This is a genomic window from Enterovibrio gelatinilyticus (genome assembly GCF_028683095.1).
Classification (GTDB): domain Bacteria; phylum Pseudomonadota; class Gammaproteobacteria; order Enterobacterales; family Vibrionaceae; genus Enterovibrio; species Enterovibrio gelatinilyticus.
This window is the reverse complement of the sequence record NZ_JAJUBC010000015.1, coordinates 97,083-115,692: the sequence shown is the minus strand read 5'-3', so window position 1 is coordinate 115,692 and position 18,610 is coordinate 97,083. Positions and strand designations below refer to the sequence as shown.

At 47.0% G+C, this 18,610-nt stretch carries 15 protein-coding genes and 1 tRNA gene; 8 read left to right on the top strand and 8 right to left on the bottom strand.

Going from position 1 to position 18,610, the window contains the following annotated elements; genetic code table 11:
* Nucleotides 1-94: 94 nt before the first annotated feature.
* The 3 genes from LRP50_RS14275 to LRP50_RS14265 all read left to right on the top strand — a co-directional run bounded on the left by LRP50_RS14275 (nucleotide 95) and on the right by LRP50_RS14265 (nucleotide 2,484).
* Nucleotides 95-820 (top strand): nucleoside recognition domain-containing protein, encoded by a 726-nt coding sequence (locus LRP50_RS14275; RefSeq protein ID WP_274165136.1) that lies wholly within the window; start codon nucleotides 95-97, stop codon nucleotides 818-820.
* Nucleotides 820-1,281: a YjiG family protein gene (locus tag LRP50_RS14270; RefSeq protein ID WP_274165135.1), complete on the top strand. Its 462-nt coding sequence runs from the start codon at nucleotides 820-822 to the stop codon at nucleotides 1,279-1,281. Before LRP50_RS14275 ends, LRP50_RS14270 begins: the two co-directional genes overlap by 1 nt.
* A gap of 78 nt (nucleotides 1,282-1,359) precedes the next feature.
* Nucleotides 1,360-2,484, top strand: coding sequence for a M20 family metallopeptidase (locus tag LRP50_RS14265; protein WP_274165134.1), 1,125 nt, complete (start codon nucleotides 1,360-1,362; stop codon nucleotides 2,482-2,484).
* A gap of 123 nt (nucleotides 2,485-2,607) precedes the next feature.
* Here the strand turns inward: LRP50_RS14265 and LRP50_RS14260 are convergent, their stop codons facing one another.
* The 7 genes from LRP50_RS14260 to yejK form a co-directional block, all read right to left on the bottom strand.
* Entirely contained in the window at nucleotides 2,608-4,011 is a 1,404-nt protein-coding gene (locus LRP50_RS14260; RefSeq protein WP_274165133.1) for a TRAP transporter large permease, read from the bottom strand.
* A complete protein-coding gene (locus LRP50_RS14255) occupies nucleotides 4,008-4,565 on the bottom strand; it encodes a TRAP transporter small permease (protein WP_274165132.1) in 558 nt (185 codons plus the stop codon). The genes LRP50_RS14260 and LRP50_RS14255 overlap by 4 nt, the downstream gene beginning before the upstream one ends.
* Before the next feature lie 54 nt (nucleotides 4,566-4,619).
* Nucleotides 4,620-5,606, bottom strand: coding sequence for a TRAP transporter substrate-binding protein (locus LRP50_RS14250; protein ID WP_274165131.1), 987 nt, complete (start codon nucleotides 5,604-5,606; stop codon nucleotides 4,620-4,622).
* A 367-nt stretch (nucleotides 5,607-5,973) separates the two neighbouring features.
* The gene (locus LRP50_RS14245; RefSeq protein ID WP_274165130.1) at nucleotides 5,974-6,297 is read right to left on the bottom strand and encodes a nitrous oxide-stimulated promoter family protein; all 324 of its coding nucleotides are present in this window, start codon (nucleotides 6,295-6,297) and stop codon (nucleotides 5,974-5,976) included.
* 150 nt (nucleotides 6,298-6,447) lie between these two features.
* Nucleotides 6,448-8,904 (bottom strand): hybrid sensor histidine kinase/response regulator, encoded by a 2,457-nt coding sequence (locus LRP50_RS14240; RefSeq protein WP_274165129.1) that lies wholly within the window; start codon nucleotides 8,902-8,904, stop codon nucleotides 6,448-6,450.
* 42 nt (nucleotides 8,905-8,946) lie between these two features.
* Complete coding sequence (locus tag LRP50_RS14235) at nucleotides 8,947-10,185, bottom strand: Hpt domain-containing protein (protein WP_274165128.1); 1,239 nt, start codon at nucleotides 10,183-10,185, stop codon at nucleotides 8,947-8,949.
* A 272-nt stretch (nucleotides 10,186-10,457) separates the two neighbouring features.
* Nucleotides 10,458-11,471, bottom strand: a complete 1,014-nt coding sequence (gene yejK, locus LRP50_RS14230; protein ID WP_274165127.1) for a nucleoid-associated protein YejK — start codon at nucleotides 11,469-11,471, stop codon at nucleotides 10,458-10,460.
* A 76-nt stretch (nucleotides 11,472-11,547) separates the two neighbouring features.
* Here yejK and LRP50_RS14225 point away from each other — a divergent pair, with 76 nt between their 5' ends.
* From LRP50_RS14225 to LRP50_RS14205, 5 genes are all read left to right on the top strand, one after another.
* The gene (locus LRP50_RS14225) at nucleotides 11,548-11,766 is read left to right on the top strand and encodes a YejL family protein (RefSeq protein WP_028022839.1); all 219 of its coding nucleotides are present in this window, start codon (nucleotides 11,548-11,550) and stop codon (nucleotides 11,764-11,766) included.
* Nucleotides 11,767-11,820: 54 nt separating this feature from the next.
* Complete coding sequence (locus LRP50_RS14220) at nucleotides 11,821-13,695, top strand: DUF3413 domain-containing protein (RefSeq protein ID WP_274165126.1); 1,875 nt, start codon at nucleotides 11,821-11,823, stop codon at nucleotides 13,693-13,695.
* A gap of 235 nt (nucleotides 13,696-13,930) precedes the next feature.
* Nucleotides 13,931-14,007, top strand: a tRNA-Pro gene (locus LRP50_RS14215).
* A 93-nt stretch (nucleotides 14,008-14,100) separates the two neighbouring features.
* Nucleotides 14,101-14,859: a sulfite exporter TauE/SafE family protein gene (locus LRP50_RS14210; protein ID WP_274165125.1), complete on the top strand. Its 759-nt coding sequence runs from the start codon at nucleotides 14,101-14,103 to the stop codon at nucleotides 14,857-14,859.
* A gap of 209 nt (nucleotides 14,860-15,068) precedes the next feature.
* On the top strand, nucleotides 15,069-16,664 hold the full coding sequence (locus tag LRP50_RS14205) for a diguanylate cyclase (protein WP_274165124.1): 1,596 nt from the start codon (nucleotides 15,069-15,071) through the stop codon (nucleotides 16,662-16,664).
* Here LRP50_RS14205 and LRP50_RS14200 read toward each other — a convergent pair.
* Nucleotides 16,646-18,580, bottom strand: coding sequence for a DNA topoisomerase III (locus LRP50_RS14200; protein WP_274165123.1), 1,935 nt, complete (start codon nucleotides 18,578-18,580; stop codon nucleotides 16,646-16,648). The two genes, LRP50_RS14205 and LRP50_RS14200, sit on opposite strands and share 19 nt — an antisense overlap.
* Nucleotides 18,581-18,610: the final 30 nt, after the last annotated feature.

Genomic DNA, 18,610 nt, shown 5'->3' with positions numbered 1-18,610 from the left:
TTGACCCCAATCAAAGTGCGGAATCCCTCGCAGAAGAGAATGGGGGCAGATTTCATTTTGCATACGCAAACACACTTAGCCCAAAGAGGTATCTATGAGCACTCCTAGCGAGCAAACTCGCAAAGTTACTATCGGTAGTTACTTTGCCCTCGCCTTCGCCGTCGTTTTCTTTTCAGGATTACTCCAATCTAACGAATGGTATGGCGTTTTTGACTTCACCACATTGAACGGTTCTTTCGGTAGCGTTGTTTATGGCGTTAACGAAACCGCTGATGGCATCCAAGCTGCAACCACTTCTATGCGTGGTAAAGGCGGTAGCGGTGCTCGTGACGGCTTCCTGTTCGCCCTAACACTGATCCCTACCGTGATGTTCGCCCTAGGTATGATCAACGTACTAGAGCACTACGGCGCGCTGGATGCTGCACGTAAACTGCTTACGCCACTTCTTCGTCCATTGATGAACATCCCTGGTAACACAGGTCTTGCATTGATTGCATCGCTGCAAAGTACCGATGCGGGTGCAGCTATGACTCGCCAGCTAAAAGACGAAGGTCACCTTACCAAGCGTGAAGCAGATATTTTCACCATGTTCCAGTTCTCTGCAGGTGCAGCGATCGTGAACTTCTTCTCATCAGGTGCGGTGCTGTTCACCCTGACACTGATGGACGGCTCTTTGGCAGTCTCTTCTTCTATCGGTCTCGCGGTTGCCGTGATGTTCGTATTCAAGTTCGTGGGTGCAAACCTGTTCCGCGTTTACTTGAACATCACTGAAGGCAAAGAAGACAAAGCCGACAACGCGCTAACCGAGGAGAAAGCATAATGGCTGAAGCAAAAAAACCGATGGTGACGGACATTTTCGTAGAAGGCGCTAAGAAAGGCTGGACCATCGCAACCACGTCAACCGTACCAAACGTTCTGATGGCGTTCGTGATCATCAAAGCGCTTCAAATCACCGGCGCACTGGATCTGATGGGCACCTTGTTCTCTTCTGTCATGGCAGTATTCGGCCTTCCTGGTGAAGCGGCCGCTGTGCTTATCGGCGCGTGGATGTCGATGGGTGGCGCAGTGGGCGTGGTGATTAGCCTGTTTGACCAAGGCATCTTGAATGGCGAGCACATTGCCATTCTTGCTCCTGCTATTTACCTAATGGGTTCACAAGTTCAATACCTTGGCCGCATCCTAGGCCCAATCGGTACTGAAGGCCGCTACATCCCAGCCATGGTTATCATCTCAGTGATCAATGCCCTTGGCGCAATGTTGGTGATGAACATTCTGGTTTAACGCTTTTCTCTCACGCCGAGCACTTTCTTATCCAATAAAGGCTCGGCGTTGCTTTCCAAACGGATTTCCGGAGTTGCTATGAACTTTTCTCTGAACACCTATCTAGAAGAACTGCGCCCCCTGATCAATGTAGATTGTGGCACATTGACTGTTGAAGGCATCGAAATGATTGCCAACATCATGGCCGAAAAATACGAAGACATGGGCGGATGGAACATCAAACGTGTTGATTGTGGTATTGCTGGCGTGGGTCTTGAGATCCGCAACAAGCCTGAAGCAGAACACATCGACGTGATGCTGATCGGTCATATGGATACCGTATTCCCAGTGGGTACCGCGGCTGAACGCCCAATGAGCAACGATGAAAACCGTGCATACGGCCCAGGCGTTTCAGACATGAAGTCAGGCCTTCTGAACGTAGTATACGCACTGCGTGAGCTGGATTTGAGTGTTCGTGATGCGTTGTCTATCTGTGTTTGCATGAACCCAGACGAAGAGATTGGCTCACTGCACTCAGAAGAATGGCTAAAGTCAGTGGCGAAAGATGCGCGCCACGTACTAGTTGCTGAAGCAGCACGTGCTGATGGCTCATTGGTAAAAGCACGCAAAGGCATGGCACGTTACAGAATGACATTCCATGGAAAAGCGGCACACGCAGGTAATGAACCACAAAATGGCCGCAGTGCAATCACTGAAATGGCGCATTGGATCCTAGCCTTGAACACGATGACGGACTTCGAAACAGGCACCACCCTGAACGTAGGCGTTGTGAATGGCGGCGACGGTGCGAACATCGTTCCTCAACACGCAGAAGCAGTGGTTGATGTGCGTTTCTGGGACAACGATGAATATGCGCAAGTAGACACTAAAATCCGCGCATTGACGGAAACCCCGTTTGTTGATGGCGTCACCGTCTCTTTGGTACGCGAAGCAACCAAACCTGCAATGGCTCCGACAAGCAAAACGGAAAGCCTCATGGCGATGATCGAAGAAACCGGAAAAGATCTGGGTATCGATATCACTTGGCAGGAAGTGGGCGGCGGCTCTGATGCAAACCTAACCGCCGTGCTAGGTGTACCCACCCTTGATGGCTTAGGCCCTATCGGTGCAGGCTTCCACAGTGACGCAGAATACCTTGAGCTTCACTCTATTGAACCACGCATCAAGCTACTAAAAGCAGTGCTTGAGAAGCTGGCGGAATAAGTATTCTTCGTCGGCTAGTGTGCTTACCCTGCTACAACGCAAGTCTGGCGTTGGTTAGACGTAAACAAACGAACAAATAAAAAGGGGCGAATTCGCCCCTTTTTGTTATCTTTGGTCGTTACATCAGGATTTATAGCCACGCAACGAATCAAGATAGTTCGGCAAGAACAACGATATATCTGGAATATAAGTGATCAGTATCAGGAAAATCAGCAATAGGCTCAACCACGGCAGCGCCGCTTTAATTGCCCATCCCATACTCTCCCCAGTGATACCTGCCGTCACAAACAGATTCAACCCAACCGGTGGCGTCAGCATGCCTATTTCCATGTTCACCACCATGATGATGCCTAAATGAATGGGGTCAATGCCAAGTTGCATCGCGATAGGAAACAATATCGGCGCCATGATCAGCAGAATTGCCGAGGGCTCCATAAAGTTACCTGCAATCAACAACAGAATGTTCACCACAATCAGGAAGCCCCAAGCAGGTAATCCCCAAGCCACAATGGTTTCCGCAATAGTATGTGGAATTCGCTCTGTCGTTAATACATGAGCAAACAGCATGGCATTAGCGATGATGAACAACAGCATGATACTAACTTTCGATGCATCACGAACAACGTGGTTCACTTCTTTGTCGGTAAATGACTTCACCATGACCATTGGAAGAGACGCAAAGTTTCTCATCAGCATGCTCGCTGTTCCCTCTCCGTCACGACGCCAAGGTACGTCTTTGAGCGGACCTATGTCGCGGTAACCCCAAACACTCACGAGCCATGCATAAACCGCAGCAACCGACGCGGCTTCTGTTGGGCTGGCTACCCCGCCATAAATTGACCCAAGCACAATGATGATAAGCATTAAGCCACCGAGTGCACGAAGCCCTGAGTGAACCAATGACATTACGCCCGGAAACGGTTGAGACGGTAACCCTTTCACGACGGCAACTATATAGATTGCCACCATCAAAATACCGCCCATCATCAAGCCAGGAATAAAGCCCGCCATAAACATACGGGAGGCTGACACTTCCGTTGCCGCGGCATAAACCAGCATCACAATGGATGGCGGGATCAAAATGCCCAAGGTTCCTGCATTGGCGATAACACCCGCGGCAAACGCTTTCGGATACCCCGCTTTTACCATGCCTACAATGACGATGGAGCCTATAGCCGCAACCGTTGCTGGTGAGCTACCAGAAACAGCAGCAAAGAGCATACAAGCCATGACAGAGGCCATTGCAAGGCCGCCACGGATGTGTCCAACACAGTCAATAGCAAAATTGATCAGTCGACGCGCAACACCACCCGTCGACAAGAACGCAGAAGACAAAATAAAGAAAGGGATCGCGAGTAAGGTGTAGTGTTCACTGGTGGCTTCAAACAGCTTTAAGGCAATAGAGGCCAACGAATCGTTTGAAAAGATAAGAATGGTTGTCACACTCGATAAGCCCAATGCGATGGCGATGGGCATTCCCATGAACATGCAAAGGAACAACATCCCAAATAATGCAGCAATGGTCATTGGCCTCGCTCCTTCTTGTCATCCATTTCATTCGCCAATTCTTCTGCAAGGTGCATGCTTTCCTGCGCTTCATCAATAAGCCCGAACCCTTGCCTGTTTCCAGTCCATACTTCATACGCGATGGTACAAACACGCAGTGCTAACAAGCCAAACCCGAGAATCAAGCAGGACATCGCCTTCCATTTTTCAATCGGCATATCTTCCATTTCAATACCGATCATTTTCATTTTGCTCAGGTAGACCCACGAACCGTAAAGAAACAAGCCGCAATAAACCAAGCACAAGGCCAAGGCCAATAAGGTGACGACTTTTTGTGAAGATGGAGGCAAGTGCTTAACCGCGGCATCCACACCGATATGTGCGCCTTCCCGAAGCCCCCAAGATGCGCCCATCAACACGAGCCATGCAGAGAGATACAAGGTAAGTTCTTGTGCCCAAAGCAAACCTTCATTGAAAAAGAAGCGCAGTATCACTTCAAAAAACACCAACAGTGTCATTGTCACCAGTAAGAGGCCGATGCCTGCCTCTTCAAAACGGTGTAATAACCGAATCATTTTCTACTCCCACGAAAAAGCTCAGCGCAGAACCCCTGCGCTGGACTTCGTCACTTACTGATTAGAAGCCACAGCAGCTTCGATAATTTCAGGACCTATATCGTCTTGGAATTGGCTCCAAACGGGCTTCATTACTTCAACCCATTGTTGGCGTTCAGCGTCAGTCAACGTGATGATTTCGCTACGACCCGATTCCATGATGCTCTTACGATCTTTCATCACTTTGTCATTGGCAATTGCATTACCATGCGCCACGGATTCTGCGAGTGCTTTTTGCAGTACTTCACGGTCTTCATCAGGAAGTGTCATCCAAAACTCAGTGGATGTCGTGACCATGTAATCCAATACCCCGTGGTTTGATTCAGTAATGTATGGCTGAACTTCAAAGAATTTTTTAGAGTAGATATTTGACCAGGTGTTTTCCTGCCCATCGATAGCGCGAGTTTGCAAAAGCGTAAAGACTTCTGAAAACGGCTTCTTCAAAGGAACGGCATCAACCGCTTCAAATTGCGCAGCCAACACGTCAGAACTCATGATGCGGAATTTTTTACCATCCGCATCACTGGGGACGCGCAGTGGATCGTTTGCAGAAAGCTGCTTGAGACCGTTGTGCAAATAGCCCAAGCCAACCAACCCCTTGCCTTTCACAGATTGAAGTAGTTCTTGTCCCGCTTCGCTTTGTTGAAAACGGTCGACCGCTTCCATGTCTTTAAAAAGGAACGGGAGATCATAAACCTGCAGTTTTTTGGTGTATTTCGAAAACTTGGACAAAGAAGGGGCAATAAACTGAATATCTCCAAGTAGCAGTGCTTCCATTTCTTTACCGTCGCCAAACAGTTGTGAGTTTGGGTAAACCTCAACCACATATTTGTCGCCGATACGCTCTGAAACCAGGTCACGGAACTTCAACGCCATTTGTCCTTTAGGCGTATTTTCAGCAACTACATGTGAAAATTTGATGGTTTCTGGTGCTGCATGGGCAAATGCCGTCATCCCCGCACAAAGCGCCACAGCTGAAAGCACCGTTTTAAGCTTGTTCATACTGAATCCTCTTTCCTTGTGTCATGCATGCCAGATACGACATGCGATGTAATAACTCCCTTTAATCTTTAGTTGAGGAAATTGACACACAGAAAAATGAAAACAATTAATTAACAATTGCAAAACAAATTTGAGATATGAAAAAGAGGAAATGGGTGAAAACCCACCCATTCGAGGAACGAGACGGCGAGTATACCCCCCGCAGTTAAGCAGCGTGTTTACGGTAGATGATGTAAGCGGATCAATAAAAACACACGCAAACAGGTGTGTTTAGAATCATTGAGAGAGACATAAACAGGCGCGGATGCACCTTCAGAGGCGAGAGGGATAAATTGCTGCAAGATAACCACTGCAGCTAGCTAACTGATCAGCGAAAGAGTGATGAAACGTAATACCTAGCAACCATAAGAGGTCTACGCCAACGCATCTTCGGCTCGGCCCAACGTACGATGTGATTTATTTCCAAGCGAGTCGCATCCGGATAACACTGTCGGTTGCATTCTCTGCAAGACGAACCACCGCCCTCTTCACAACATTGAACAACACGCTGTTCTTCAAAAGCGATTAAGGCCGTGCAATGCTGACAAAGCTGACTGCCACGGTGAATATGTTTGCAATATAGGGACGTCATGGCGCGAACAAGCCACAGAGGCTGGCGACGTTTCGCGGACGTTATCGATACAGTTTTCATAGGCGCGCTATTCTGCTCAGGTTCGAGCAAAAACCTTTGATACGGATCAAGCTTTAGCGGATTGAACCGCCGAATACAACGTCGTATACCCAAACAACCTCAAGATGCGCTTGCTCAGAGAACCTTGGGTAGTTAGGTATATGAATACGTTTAGGCTTCGACCTCTGAAGACAGCACTTTACTACACGCGGTATAAATATCCGTTTCTCTTAGTGGCTTACCAATGTGTCCCTGCATTCCGTTACTAATACAACGCCAAATATCGTCTTTAAGTACGTTAGCCGTCATCGCAACAATCGGCGTTTGATGATTAAAACTATCCGAAGAACGAATTTGCCTTGTTGCCTCCAAACCATCCATGAGAGGCATTTGGATATCCATGAAAATGATGTCGTAGCCTTGCACTTTGGTCTTATCCAATGCGGCAATGCCATCTGTTGCCTTATCCACTGAGAAACCAAGCTTCATCAGCATTTTCTCAGCAATCATCAGATTAATCGCGTTGTCCTCTACTAACAGACAGTGCCTACCCGCAAAAGCATCATTGCGCTGTTTGAGTAACTCATGCCCCTTGGTATCAACACTGTCTTTTTCAATATTAAGCGGCAAGATGACCGTAAATTGACTGCCTCGGCCAACCTCACTGGTCACCGCAATTTCACCGCCCATCAAATCAACTAACTGCTTGGTTATTGCCAGCCCAAGACCTGAACCACCAAACTTACGCGTTGTTGATGTGTCAGCCTGCTGAAACTCATCAAAAATGACGCTGTATTTATCCGCAGGAATACCCACACCAGTATCTGACACTTGAATACTAACACCAGTGTATCGTCCACCGTTTTGGTTCATCGCCACTTTAAGGCGAACGATACCTGAATCGGTAAATTTGAGCGCATTCGAGACCAAATTAAGTACGATTTGCTCAATGCGGTGCGCATCCCCTAAGAAGCGCCTCGGGCAATTTTCTTCGTACACAAGATCAAACACCAATTGAGGCTTGTTGGTAATGGTGGGCAACATGAGATCTCGAACATAGGTGCTGACCTGTTCGAGATCGAAAGGTGCTTCTTCCAATTTCAGATGGCTTGACTCCATTTTACTGAAGTCCAGAATATTGTTGATCAATGACATGAGCCCCCGAGATGAATGAGAGATCACAGAAAGATACTCGGCCTGTTTACTCGTCATAGGCTCATCTTGCATCAACGATGACGCACCTAAGATACCATTCATAGGCGTGCGGATTTCATGGCTAATATTGGCAAGGAATAACTGCTTGGCTCGCGCAGCATCCACTGCACGCTCTCGTGTCTCTACCAGATTGGTGCTCAATTGGTTGAATTCACTCACCAACATACCGAGTTCATCACGCTCGGCATAATCGATAGGGGCGAAAGGAACATCTCCGCGCTGGCTAATCAGCGCACTTCGCACGCGAGCCATGGGGCGGACAATCTGGAGATGTATGGCCAAATATGCAATACCGACCAACACGATAGCAACCAACGCCATAGCAAAAAACAAATCGTTTTTCAGTTTGGTCGCTTCAACTTGTAAGAGGCGTTCGGGCAACGCTCCCACCAGTAACCAATCCGTATCTGGCAGCGTACGACCGAACACAACGGTCGCCTCTTGTAAGATAGGATCATTGTCAAGACGGTGAATAAACAATCGTTCTGTTGGTCGAAAAACAGAAGGGTTAGGCGCCAATTCTGTCGCAACAGATAACGCGTACCCAAGGTCAATATCAGGTGAAGAGGAAACAATAGATTCGGCAATGTCTTGAAGCTTAGGGTCACTTTGGGTGACCAATCGCTCGCCTTGAGTCGCAAGGCTAATCACTAATGCCAACTCTGCAAAATCTGGTTGCGAGTTTGCAATTTCACGCACACTCGGCAATAAAATAGGACGTTGATCAGACAGTGTCTCAGGGTACGACATAATACGACTGCTTCTATCAAACATCATCATATACCCGCCAATCTTTTGCCCGCTTCGTGTCAGAAAAGCCTGTAGTTCGGCAAGCCGGACGTCAATCGTCACGACGCCCGCAAATTTGCCTCCAGCAAAAATAGGCACACTGCATGTCACCATGGATTCTTGGGTAAACGGGTCTATATATGCTCTTGACCAATATGCTTCTTCTGATGAATATCGCGCTGGCGCATACCATTCTGCAGTGTGATAAGGCGCGGCAGAGTCTGCATTGTAGTCATCGATACGAGAATATAAGCCATCTTGTCCCATTTCGATGAACACTGACGCTTTCGCTCGATTTTCGTCATATAAGAAGGGTTCGGGCCAAAAGCCACCACTCGCAACAATACGTTTAATATTTTTGTTGCTCAGCATTGCAGATAGTTTTTTCTCGATATCCGTTTCACTATCGTCAAGTGACAAGGTATTCGCCAAAGAAAATGCAATAGTTTCAACGTTATTAGATAGCTGACCCAAGCTCTGTGCAACCGTTTCGACCTGAGCTTCGACACGTTGGTTAGCGCTTTCTCGCACCATACTGTCGCCAGTGGTTTCAAGCACGTACACAATCGTAATAACAACGACAGTCAGCATTAAAGCCACAATCCATAAGGCTTTAACACTCATCGTTTTATACCAAGGCAAATCCTTTACAAACACGCAAGACCCTCAAGATACAATAGCTTTATGAGATTGCTCCATCTCTTTCAGAACAGCTTGAATAGTCAGACTCAGCAGCTTTTGAAATTGCTTAACAACAAGAATATCAAGCAATTGTCCCTCTCTAAGTTTTGCATCAGCATGGGTACAAAAGTCTTGCAATGCTAACGCACCAATATTGCCCGACACGCCTTTGAGGTTATGCATCAACGAGCGAGCGCGCGCAGTCTGACCTTGACTAATATGCTTTTCAAGGTGGCCCGCATCACCTTGGTGCTCAGCCACAAACATGGTCAATACGGACTCAATGGCTTCTTTATCACCATCTAACTGCTCATGCAGAATGCTGGCATCAAACAATGGTTCTGACGGCTCAACATATTTAAAGGGTACTAGGGCGTCCGCACTGCTTTCTTTGACGGATGGTTTCGCTTCCGTCTTATCAGGCCCACTGCCTAGAGCGCGATATTGAAGCAATACCTGTGCGAACAACAAACCAAACGCCCAAAATAGCATTGAGATCGTCGTATCTAATCGCTCAATCACCTGCGTTGTCCAATAGGCTTGCTGCTGCGTCATTGAGCGAACAAACTTATGATTAATGACTTCATCAACACTTTCTAATTGACGATTAATACGCTCTAAACTGGTGTATAACGCATAAAGTTGCACTTGTTCGGTGCTGTTATCTAGTGCCGCCAACTGGTCTTCAACATCCGCTAAGTACCGGTTAAAGCGTCCGATACGACCTGAATCGTCTTCGTTGTTGAAGCCATGAAGTTCAAACAACAAGTAAGTACCAATCGATTGATAGATTGAGGCCAATTCAGGGGAGGTTTGGGAGTCTATTAATTGCTTTAATTGCTCAGTCACTTTGGATACTGCATAAATTGACGCCAGTAAATTGTCGACGTTTTCAACAAAAGCGTCGGCTTCAAGCAACGTATGTTGAATGTCATCCCATCGATCTTCTATCGTGTGTGACTTTGTTCTAAGCAACAAATAGCGAAAATGCTGAACTTCTTTCTCGAGGTTCTTACGTTCATTATCTTGATTCAACATTGACGCTGAAACAGTTTGACGAAGTTGTTGCGCTGCATTGTTTAACTTGACGATATGCGTAGCATGACCTTTGGTATGCTTCATATCCGAATAGGAAAAAAACGCATAAGTGAACGACACAGCAAAACCACACCAAAGCAACAAAGATATCCAATTCTTTGCCGTTCTCTGACGTCCAATGAGCATGAGCCGTTTGCTAATTTGATTCAGTATTGGAAGTGGCGTCACAATGATTTCCTGTGCATTAATTTTACCGTTTACCTACTTTTCTCGAAGCGACTTCCACTCCCGTTTCCCACGGGAAGCGTCATTTTTACGACACTTATAATTAATCTAGGCAATATGTCTTAGTTTGCAAACATAAAAGACAAAACTTGTAAGATAGCGCATACACCCCTTTCGCAAGTTGCGCAGCGAGGCGTATGCACGGTTTACCCAATATCGTCTATTTGTCGAATCTAGTCTTCTGTGTTTAAGCGACGCATTAACTGATCACGCAAATTCGGTGGCGTGCCTTTTATCGTTAAGGTGTCAGTATCTTGGTCATAGAAAACACGCTCTCCTAGCAACATGCTGTCAAAATTAATAGACAGGCCACCTCCACCACCAACGAATTTCGTCAGTTTTCGCATAGCAGTTCTGTCGGCTGGAAAACTTTCTTCCAACTCATACCCTTGCTCGGAAGCAAACTGGTAGAAATCGACGCCTTGCTCATTCTTAGGAAGCTCACTTGCCAATTCTTTGACGATAACTTCATCGCCCGACTGAAGCTGACCATTGCAATAGTCATATACTTGCTTGCGGTATTCTTGTTTCTCTTCTTTTTCAAGACGAGAGTCCGCGCAGTAATCTTCCACCGCTTGCATCAACACCAAGTTTTGTTGCTTGGTGTCCATACCAACTTCTGCTTGCATGAAATCCAAGAAGAAGTCAGCCACTTTACGACCCACACGACCTTTGATGTAGGTGAGATAGCGATTCGACTGCGCGTCAGTTTCCCACGTAGACAGATCGATACGAGCAGCAATATCCATTTTGGCCACATCGAGGTAATCCGTAGAACTGATCTCCAGTTCGTCCGTGACTTTCATGCTCGCTTTGGACTCTAACAAACCAATGAACAAATACTCTGTCGCCAATGAACGGTACTCGGCAATAACCAACACCCCTTCATCAGCAAATGGATACTTAGATAATTCGGTTTTTAATCGCTCGGCGGACTGCGAAGAAAATGACAGAAAATCGAGTTCTTGCTTTCTACATGCTTTCAACCAGCTTGCAACATCGCTTTCTTCAGCAAATTGGCCAAAGCCTTTTCCAGCTTTTGCGTTATAGACGCGATGAATCTCGCTGATCAAATTTTCCGTTGAAGGTGAATGAGTTAGCATCTGATCTCTCAGGTGCACGACCAATGAATCTTCGCCATCTTTTTTAAGTTGATGAAGAATAACGTTTGAAAGCGTGAGGCTCATAATTGAAAACATTTTTCGTCAGACTAAAGTGTGAGGTATTATACGCGGCTTCTGCTGACACAAGACAAGAGTTTCTATGCCTGTTACTTCTAAATATCAAGATAAAAACGTTGAACAGATCCTGAGCGATGTGGTCAATGTACTTGAAAAGCACAAAGCTTCGACTGACCTTTCGCTGATGGTGGTGGGTAACATCGCTACTAATCTGATGAATAACAACCTGCCAGCTGCGCAGCGAAAAGTCATTGCGGAAAAATTTGCTCAAGCTCTGCTGTCTTCTATCGATACAGAGTAATAAGACCGCGTCGAAAACTTACGCGTTGCAAAATAAAGAGAAGAATTAGCCTTTATGGTAGACAGCGGAAATACGTACAAGGATAAAGTGTCACAGCTGATTAGCTGGGGGCACTGGTTTAGTTTTTTCAATATTATCGCAGCCATGTTGCTGGGGACGCGCTACATAGTGCAATCCGGCTGGCCCGAGACATTGATCGGACAAACCTATCAGTTGTTGACCTGGATTGGTCACTTCGGTTTTCTGGTTTTTGCCGTCTACATTTTGGTGATCTTCCCGGCAAGCTTCCTCATTCCGTCTCAACGACTGATGAGGCTGTTTGCCGTGCTCGTTTCAACGGCTGGCATGACAGTCTTGCTGCTGGACATCTACGCCTTTGAAACCCTGCATCTCCATTTAAACCCCTTAGTTTGGGAACTGCTGCTTAGCGGTGAAAAAACAGACATGAATGCTCATTGGCAGTATCTGTTTGTTGTTGTTCCTGCGATATTCCTGCTAGAAATCGCCATGTCGGAATGGGTTTGGCGTAAGCTTCGAAAACTGTCTCGCAAGCGCGTGGGCGTGCCTATCGCTAGTGTGTTTGCCGTATGCTTCATTGGAAGCCATCTTATCCATATCTGGGCAGATGCGTTCTTATACAGCCCAGTCACGGCACAACGTTCCAACTTCCCTATTTCCTATCCCATGACGGCGAAAACCTTCATGGAAAAATATGGCCTACTTGATCGCCAAGAATATCAGCGTCGTCGAGACGAGTTGGGCAATCAAGAAAGCGAAGTCATTCGCTATCCATTAGAAAAAATCTCATTTGCTGCCGATGCTTCAAAGCATAATCAAAACTTATTGATTGTGATGGTTGATAGCTTGCGCTCTGACATGCTCGACCCTGTCGTGATGCCGAACTTGAGTCAATTTAGTAAAGATAACGTCACGTATTCTAATCACTACAGTTCCAGTAATGATGCGATGGCGGGTCTGTTTGGCCTATTTTACGGCTTGCCTGGCAGCTATGCACAAAGTGCACGAACAGAAGGTCTTAGCCCTCTACTCGTAGACACTCTCGAGAAGAAAGGGTATCGCTTCGGCCTCTTCAGCGCCGACAATTTTGAAAACCCAATTTATTATCAAAGCATCTTTGGCAAACACCTTAATGGCGTCAAAGATGTCGTGTCTGAAGAAACATGGGTTGCTGACCATATGGCTGCAGACAACCTCGACACATGGATCAAGCAGGGCAATAGCACAAAACCTTGGTTTGCTTATCTTGAATTAAAAAGCGTCACCGAATATGAACAAGGTGGTGATTACGATAGCCCGTTCCAGCCGTCACTCGACAACGACTTAGCCAGCGTAGGCGAACACACAACCTTAGTTTTAAAAAACAGCTATAACAACGCCGCATACTATGTCGATGGCTTGTTAGGTGAGCTATTTGACACGCTGGAAGCCAACGGTCAACTTGATAACACCATTGTCGTTGTCACCGCCAATCACGGTACCGAATTCAATGAGACCGGATCAAACAGTTGGGGCGCAAACACCAATTACAGCAAGTACCAGTTGCAGGTTCCTATGGTTATCCATTGGCCAAACCAAGAAGCTCGTAACGTGGATGTCTACAGCTCGCATTTAGACGTTGTTCCAACCTTAATGGAGTCCATGCTTGCGACAGACAGTCCGTCTGAAATGTACACTAGCGGCCGTAACCTGTTTGAATTGGCAGACAAGCCACGCAGATGGGTAATCGCCGGGGATAGCCGTGATATTGTTGTCGTTCAACCAGACAAAACCACGGTTGTCGATAAATTCGGTAACTACCGAATTTACGACAGTAACTACAAGTTACAACCAGAAGGAAAGCCTCAGTTGTCGGTTCTTATGCAAGTTATGCATGAGCTAAAAAGATTCTACCACCCCGAACAAAATTGATGCATAAGGCAGCCCAAGTGGCTGCCTTTTTTTTTGCCAAATGATTGAAACACCCGCCTTTATTATAGAAAGATGATTGACACTGAAATCATGTATTCGTACCATGATTTGTATAGAGTCTGTCTATATCACGTCATCTAATCCGTTGACGTTCAAACAGAAGCTATTAAACGAGTCATTCTCGTTTGTTGCCCTCAACCTTATTTTTAAGTGTTGTAACTCAGAGCAACAAAATCGGATATTAGCGCAGCTTGGTAGCGCACCACTCTGGGGGAGTGGGGGTCACTGGTTCGAATCCAGTATATCCGACCATTTATTGAGAGCCCGCAGCTTTTTTGCTGCGGGCTTTTTCGTTGGTACTTTCTCCGATAGTATCCTACTTCCAACATTTATCTGGATGGCGAAATGGACGTCTCTATCGAGTTTGGCGCACTACTGATCGTACTTGGCTTTGTTGCTGGCATCATCAACACACTTGCTGGTGGAGGGTCAAACCTCACCATACCCGCCCTTATTGTGCTTGGTATGCCCGCTGAAGTCGCCAATGCGACAAATCGCGTTGGTGTACTCATGCAAAGCGTGTCTGGCGTTGCGGGGTTTCGCCACCATAAGCGCCTTGAAAGTACTGACCTCGTGGCCATTCTCATTCCAACATTCATTGGCGGCGCAACGGGTGCGATAGCGGCGGCTTGGCTTCCCTCAAGCATCATTAAACCTCTACTTCTTGGCACCATGCTGTTGATGGCATTCATCATGCTCATCAAGCCTAGCCTCGTGAGCCCGCAAGCTGATGAACCTTTTCGTTTAGTCAAAGACACGCCTTCATCTTGGATTGGATTACTCATTGCAGGTTTCTATGGCGGATTTGTTCAAGCCGGCGTTGGTTTTGTGTTACTTGCCGCTCTCTGTGGGACATTGCGTTATGATTTAGTGCGAGGGAATGCCCTCAAACTCGTTTGTACGCTCGCCTTCACGTCAGTGTCTCTTGTCATTTTCATCTGGCACGATCTGATTCTTTGGCTGCCTGGTCTATTGCTCGCGATCGGCTCCATGGTCGGCGCTTGGTTGGCGGTTAAGTTTGCTATTAAAGCTAATCCTAATACTCTTAAATGGTTCTTATTCTTGATGACATTGGTTGGCTGTATTTTTGCCTATAGTTCATAGCTTTATCTCGTGAACCTTCCAGCGTACAACGGGCAGCCAGTGCATCTGGAAAAAACATTTTATCCCCATCACAACCTACAATGGTCACTTGTGACGTCTGTCGAAGATGATATAAATTCAGACAGTTATCAGTAAATTTACTGTCATACTGCCGAAAAAGAATAGAACCAAAATCACGTTTTCGTCAGTTATATAGGGAGTCGTAGAGCATGATTGCTCTGGATTACGCATTCTGCCTCACGGTAGGGCAAGCTATTTGTCCTCAGAAAGATATAAATGATTTCTGTCTTGCACTTGGGCATGCGTTCACTACGCAGTTTCCTGATGCACGCTGTCAACTGATCATTCGTGACGAGCAGCAAGACGAATGGTTACAATTAGCTGATATCAAGCCAAAACACTTTCAGCTATTCACGCCAATGGCGCCGGCATGCAATCGCGATATCGATCTACTGGCTCGACTCTCAACGCTCAAGAACACGAGTGCTAATGACGACCTTTCCTATCAACTGATACCATTAAAGATTAGGGGCGGTTCTTATGGTGCCCTGATTTTGACCACGCCGTTTTCTTTTCCGGCTGACCCTCATGCCTGCGAGATGCTGTCACTGTTGCTCTCCGGCGCATTGGATAGTCACCTTCAACAACAAGCCTTTTTGTTGGAAAGGACGCAGCACCAAAAAACAGAAGAGAAACGCATTCAAGAAGTGAGTTCGCAAAAAGGGTTGTTAGAACAGCTACATATTTTGCACAAAATCTCGCTACGCCTGTGGCATTCACACTCTCTCGACAACATGCTCCACACTGCAGTTTATGAGTGTATTCACGCGCTTGATTTCGACCGAATGGCCATATTTCTTATCAACACCCATACCGGGTTGATGCGTGGGACGTACGGCACTGATATCCATGGAACAGTGACGAATGAGCAGTGGTATTGCACCGCGATCTACGAACACTATCATGCAAAAACAACGCTCGATAAAAAACAGCACATAACCATCAACGAAGATGTTCCTCTTTTCCACGACAACAAAGAGGTCGGTACAGGCTGGAACGCGACCATTTCATTGTGGGATGGGGATGAGCCAATTGGGTGGATTGCCTGCGATAACCTTATCACGGGAACACCGTTGAAAAGCTACCATTGCGAGCTCTTGAAATTGCTTGGCGTGACCATGTCACAACATTTGATCCAGCGACATGCTCAAGACCAACTGAAGTCTCTCAATCAATCGCTAGAGCAGCGCGTCGCCGACCGTACCGCGCAGCTAGAAGAAGTCAATCGTCGCCTTAATCAAATCTCTCGTGAAGACAGCCTGACTAAAATCCCAAACCGTCGCATGCTTGATGAAAAGCTCGAAGAAGAGTGGCGAAGAGCCATGCGCTACCAAACGCCTCTGACCATATTGATCGTTGATATTGACCATTTCAAACAATATAACGACATGTACGGCCACGCGTTAGGTGACAAGTGCCTCGCTCAAGTGGCTGAAGCCTTGAGTCACGTTGAGCGACGAGCCGGTGCTACCCTCGCGCGATTTGGCGGTGAAGAATTTGTATTCTTGCTTCCTGGTATTACCAAAGCGGAATCAAAAACCGTTGCAGAGCGAGCATTAAAGGCTGTCTCTTCACTACAAATCCCTCATGGTGCCTCGCCCATCGCACCCTATGTCACTATCAGCGCGGGAGGGAAAACCTGTATTCCTGACAAACCCAACAATCAGCAACAATTATTCATTGATGCTGATGTGGCGCTTTACGAAGCTAAAAGTAGCGGTAAAAATCAGGCTTTTGTTTTATAACGTTTACGTTTAGACGCTCCGCTACCTTTTCGTTTTTTGAACGGATTTGGCTGTGAAGGTAGCGAGCGCAAGCTGTCCGGCACTGGGCCTTTTCTTACCGATGCCATCAAATCCACCAGCTCCGACTCCAATGCCGCCATAAAGGGCTGATATGTCCCTTTTTTATCTGCCATATCTTGAAGCTGTCTTTCCCAATGCGCCGTCATATCGGGATACGCTGATTTTTCAGGTAACGCATCAATAAGGCCACATGCTGACGCAGTCGCCCTAATTTGCTTTCCTTCACGAGAGAGCAAACCTCGCTTAAATAACAACTCGAGAATACCGGCACGCGTCGCTTCTGTACCGAGTCCATCCGTATCTCTGAGTATTTTTTTCAGCGCCGCCTCTTTCACAAAACGGGCGATGCCCGTCATCGCTTGCAGTAATGTGGCTTCAGTAAAATGTCGTGGCGGCTCGGTCATACAATCTTTGATTTCCCCACGATGGCACGTCAGCACGGTTCCTTTATCCAGTGCGGGAACTTGGCTTTCAATATCTTCTTTTTGCGATGCGTTATCGCGTGTCAGCAGTTGACGCCACCCAGGAAGCGTCAACTGCTTTCCTTTGGCGACAAAAATGCCTCCGGCAATCTCGAAATCCAATTTCGCTTCAACATACTCTGCGGAAGGATAAAATTGCATCAGATATTGGCGAGCAATCAGTTCGTAGACATCTCTCTCTCTGCCACTCAAGACTTGGCTACTTTTCCCCGTAGGAATAATGGCATGGTGCGCTTCAACTTTGCTGTCATTCCACGCTTTTGACTTAAGCGACAAGTTGGCATTTTTTACTGCGTCGCTCAATGAGGGGGCAGTTTTACCAATTGCCGATGTCACCGCTGACGCTTCTTTTAGGTGGTCTTTTGGTAAATAGCGACTGTCTGAGCGTGGGTAGGTGATCACCTTGTGTTTTTCGTACAAAGACTGACAGCAGGCCAACACATCCGCGGCGCTCATGTTAAAGCGCTTGGCCGCATCGATTTGCAGTGCAGAGAGACTGTAAGGAAGCGGAGGAGCTTGCCTTGTTCCTTTGCGTTCAGACACAACCACAGTGGCGGGTTGGTTAGCAACTCGCTGGGCAACGTTTTCAACAAGCTTTCGCGATAAAACGCGCCCCTCATCATCCTGCCACGGCTGACAAGATTCGCTGGGTTGCCAGCGCGCGAAAATCTCATTGCCCTGATAAGGAATCACTGCATCCAACTGATAAAACGGCTTTGGCACAAATGCCGCTATCTCTCGATCGCGACGAACAACTAAACCGAGTACGGGCGTTTGCACGCGTCCAACCGACAGGACGCCTTGATAACCGGCCTGTTTCCCTAGCAGAGTATAAGCCCGTGACATATTCATGCCATAAAGCCAATCAGCTCGAGAGCGAGCAAGGGCTGATACCGAAAGCGGCACGAAATCTAAGTTGCTTCGCATGACCGACAGCGCTTTCTTCACTGCTGATACATTGAGATCATTGATCAAGAGGCGTTGAATCCGCTGCTTCTTCGCTTCAGGCAATTTAGCAAAACTAAACACCTCATCCACCAGCAGTTGACCTTCTCTATCAGGGTCACCCGCGTGAACAATATCATCAAATTGCTTCAACAATTTCTTCACGACAGTCAGCTGTTTTGCCGCCGACTTTCTCGGTTTGAGAATCCAAGGTTCAGGAAGAATGGGTAAGTCGTCTAATCGCCAAGTCTTGTACTTTTCATCGTAGGCGTCAGGCTCAGCCTGCTCAAGAAGATGACCAATACACCATGTGACAGTGTCGCCATTGGCAGCTTGAACATAGCCTTCGTGATTTTTATGAGGTTTAGGCAGTGCTGCAACGATGGCGCGGCCTAGGCTGGGCTTTTCTGCAATAAAGAGTCGGGCCATGGGGAAACCAGTTTACGGATCTATTGCTGA

Coding starts and splice junctions, on each gene's coding strand:
- LRP50_RS14250 (WP_274165131.1), bottom strand. CDS start 5,606: ATGAACAAGCTTAAAACGGTGCTTTCAGCTGTGGCGCTTTGTGCGGGG.
- LRP50_RS14220 (WP_274165126.1), top strand. CDS start 11,821: ATGGTAGACAGCGGAAATACGTACAAGGATAAAGTGTCACAGCTGATT.
- LRP50_RS14265 (WP_274165134.1), top strand. CDS start 1,360: ATGAACTTTTCTCTGAACACCTATCTAGAAGAACTGCGCCCCCTGATC.
- LRP50_RS14235 (WP_274165128.1), bottom strand. CDS start 10,185: ATGCTCATTGGACGTCAGAGAACGGCAAAGAATTGGATATCTTTGTTG.
- LRP50_RS14245 (WP_274165130.1), bottom strand. CDS start 6,297: ATGAAAACTGTATCGATAACGTCCGCGAAACGTCGCCAGCCTCTGTGG.
- yejK (WP_274165127.1), bottom strand. CDS start 11,471: ATGAGCCTCACGCTTTCAAACGTTATTCTTCATCAACTTAAAAAAGAT.
- LRP50_RS14210 (WP_274165125.1), top strand. CDS start 14,101: ATGGACGTCTCTATCGAGTTTGGCGCACTACTGATCGTACTTGGCTTT.
- LRP50_RS14240 (WP_274165129.1), bottom strand. CDS start 8,904: ATGAGTGTTAAAGCCTTATGGATTGTGGCTTTAATGCTGACTGTCGTT.
- LRP50_RS14225 (WP_028022839.1), top strand. CDS start 11,548: ATGCCTGTTACTTCTAAATATCAAGATAAAAACGTTGAACAGATCCTG.
- LRP50_RS14275 (WP_274165136.1), top strand. CDS start 95: ATGAGCACTCCTAGCGAGCAAACTCGCAAAGTTACTATCGGTAGTTAC.
- LRP50_RS14270 (WP_274165135.1), top strand. CDS start 820: ATGGCTGAAGCAAAAAAACCGATGGTGACGGACATTTTCGTAGAAGGC.
- LRP50_RS14255 (WP_274165132.1), bottom strand. CDS start 4,565: ATGATTCGGTTATTACACCGTTTTGAAGAGGCAGGCATCGGCCTCTTA.
- LRP50_RS14200 (WP_274165123.1), bottom strand. CDS start 18,580: ATGGCCCGACTCTTTATTGCAGAAAAGCCCAGCCTAGGCCGCGCCATC.
- LRP50_RS14260 (WP_274165133.1), bottom strand. CDS start 4,011: ATGACCATTGCTGCATTATTTGGGATGTTGTTCCTTTGCATGTTCATG.
- LRP50_RS14205 (WP_274165124.1), top strand. CDS start 15,069: ATGATTGCTCTGGATTACGCATTCTGCCTCACGGTAGGGCAAGCTATT.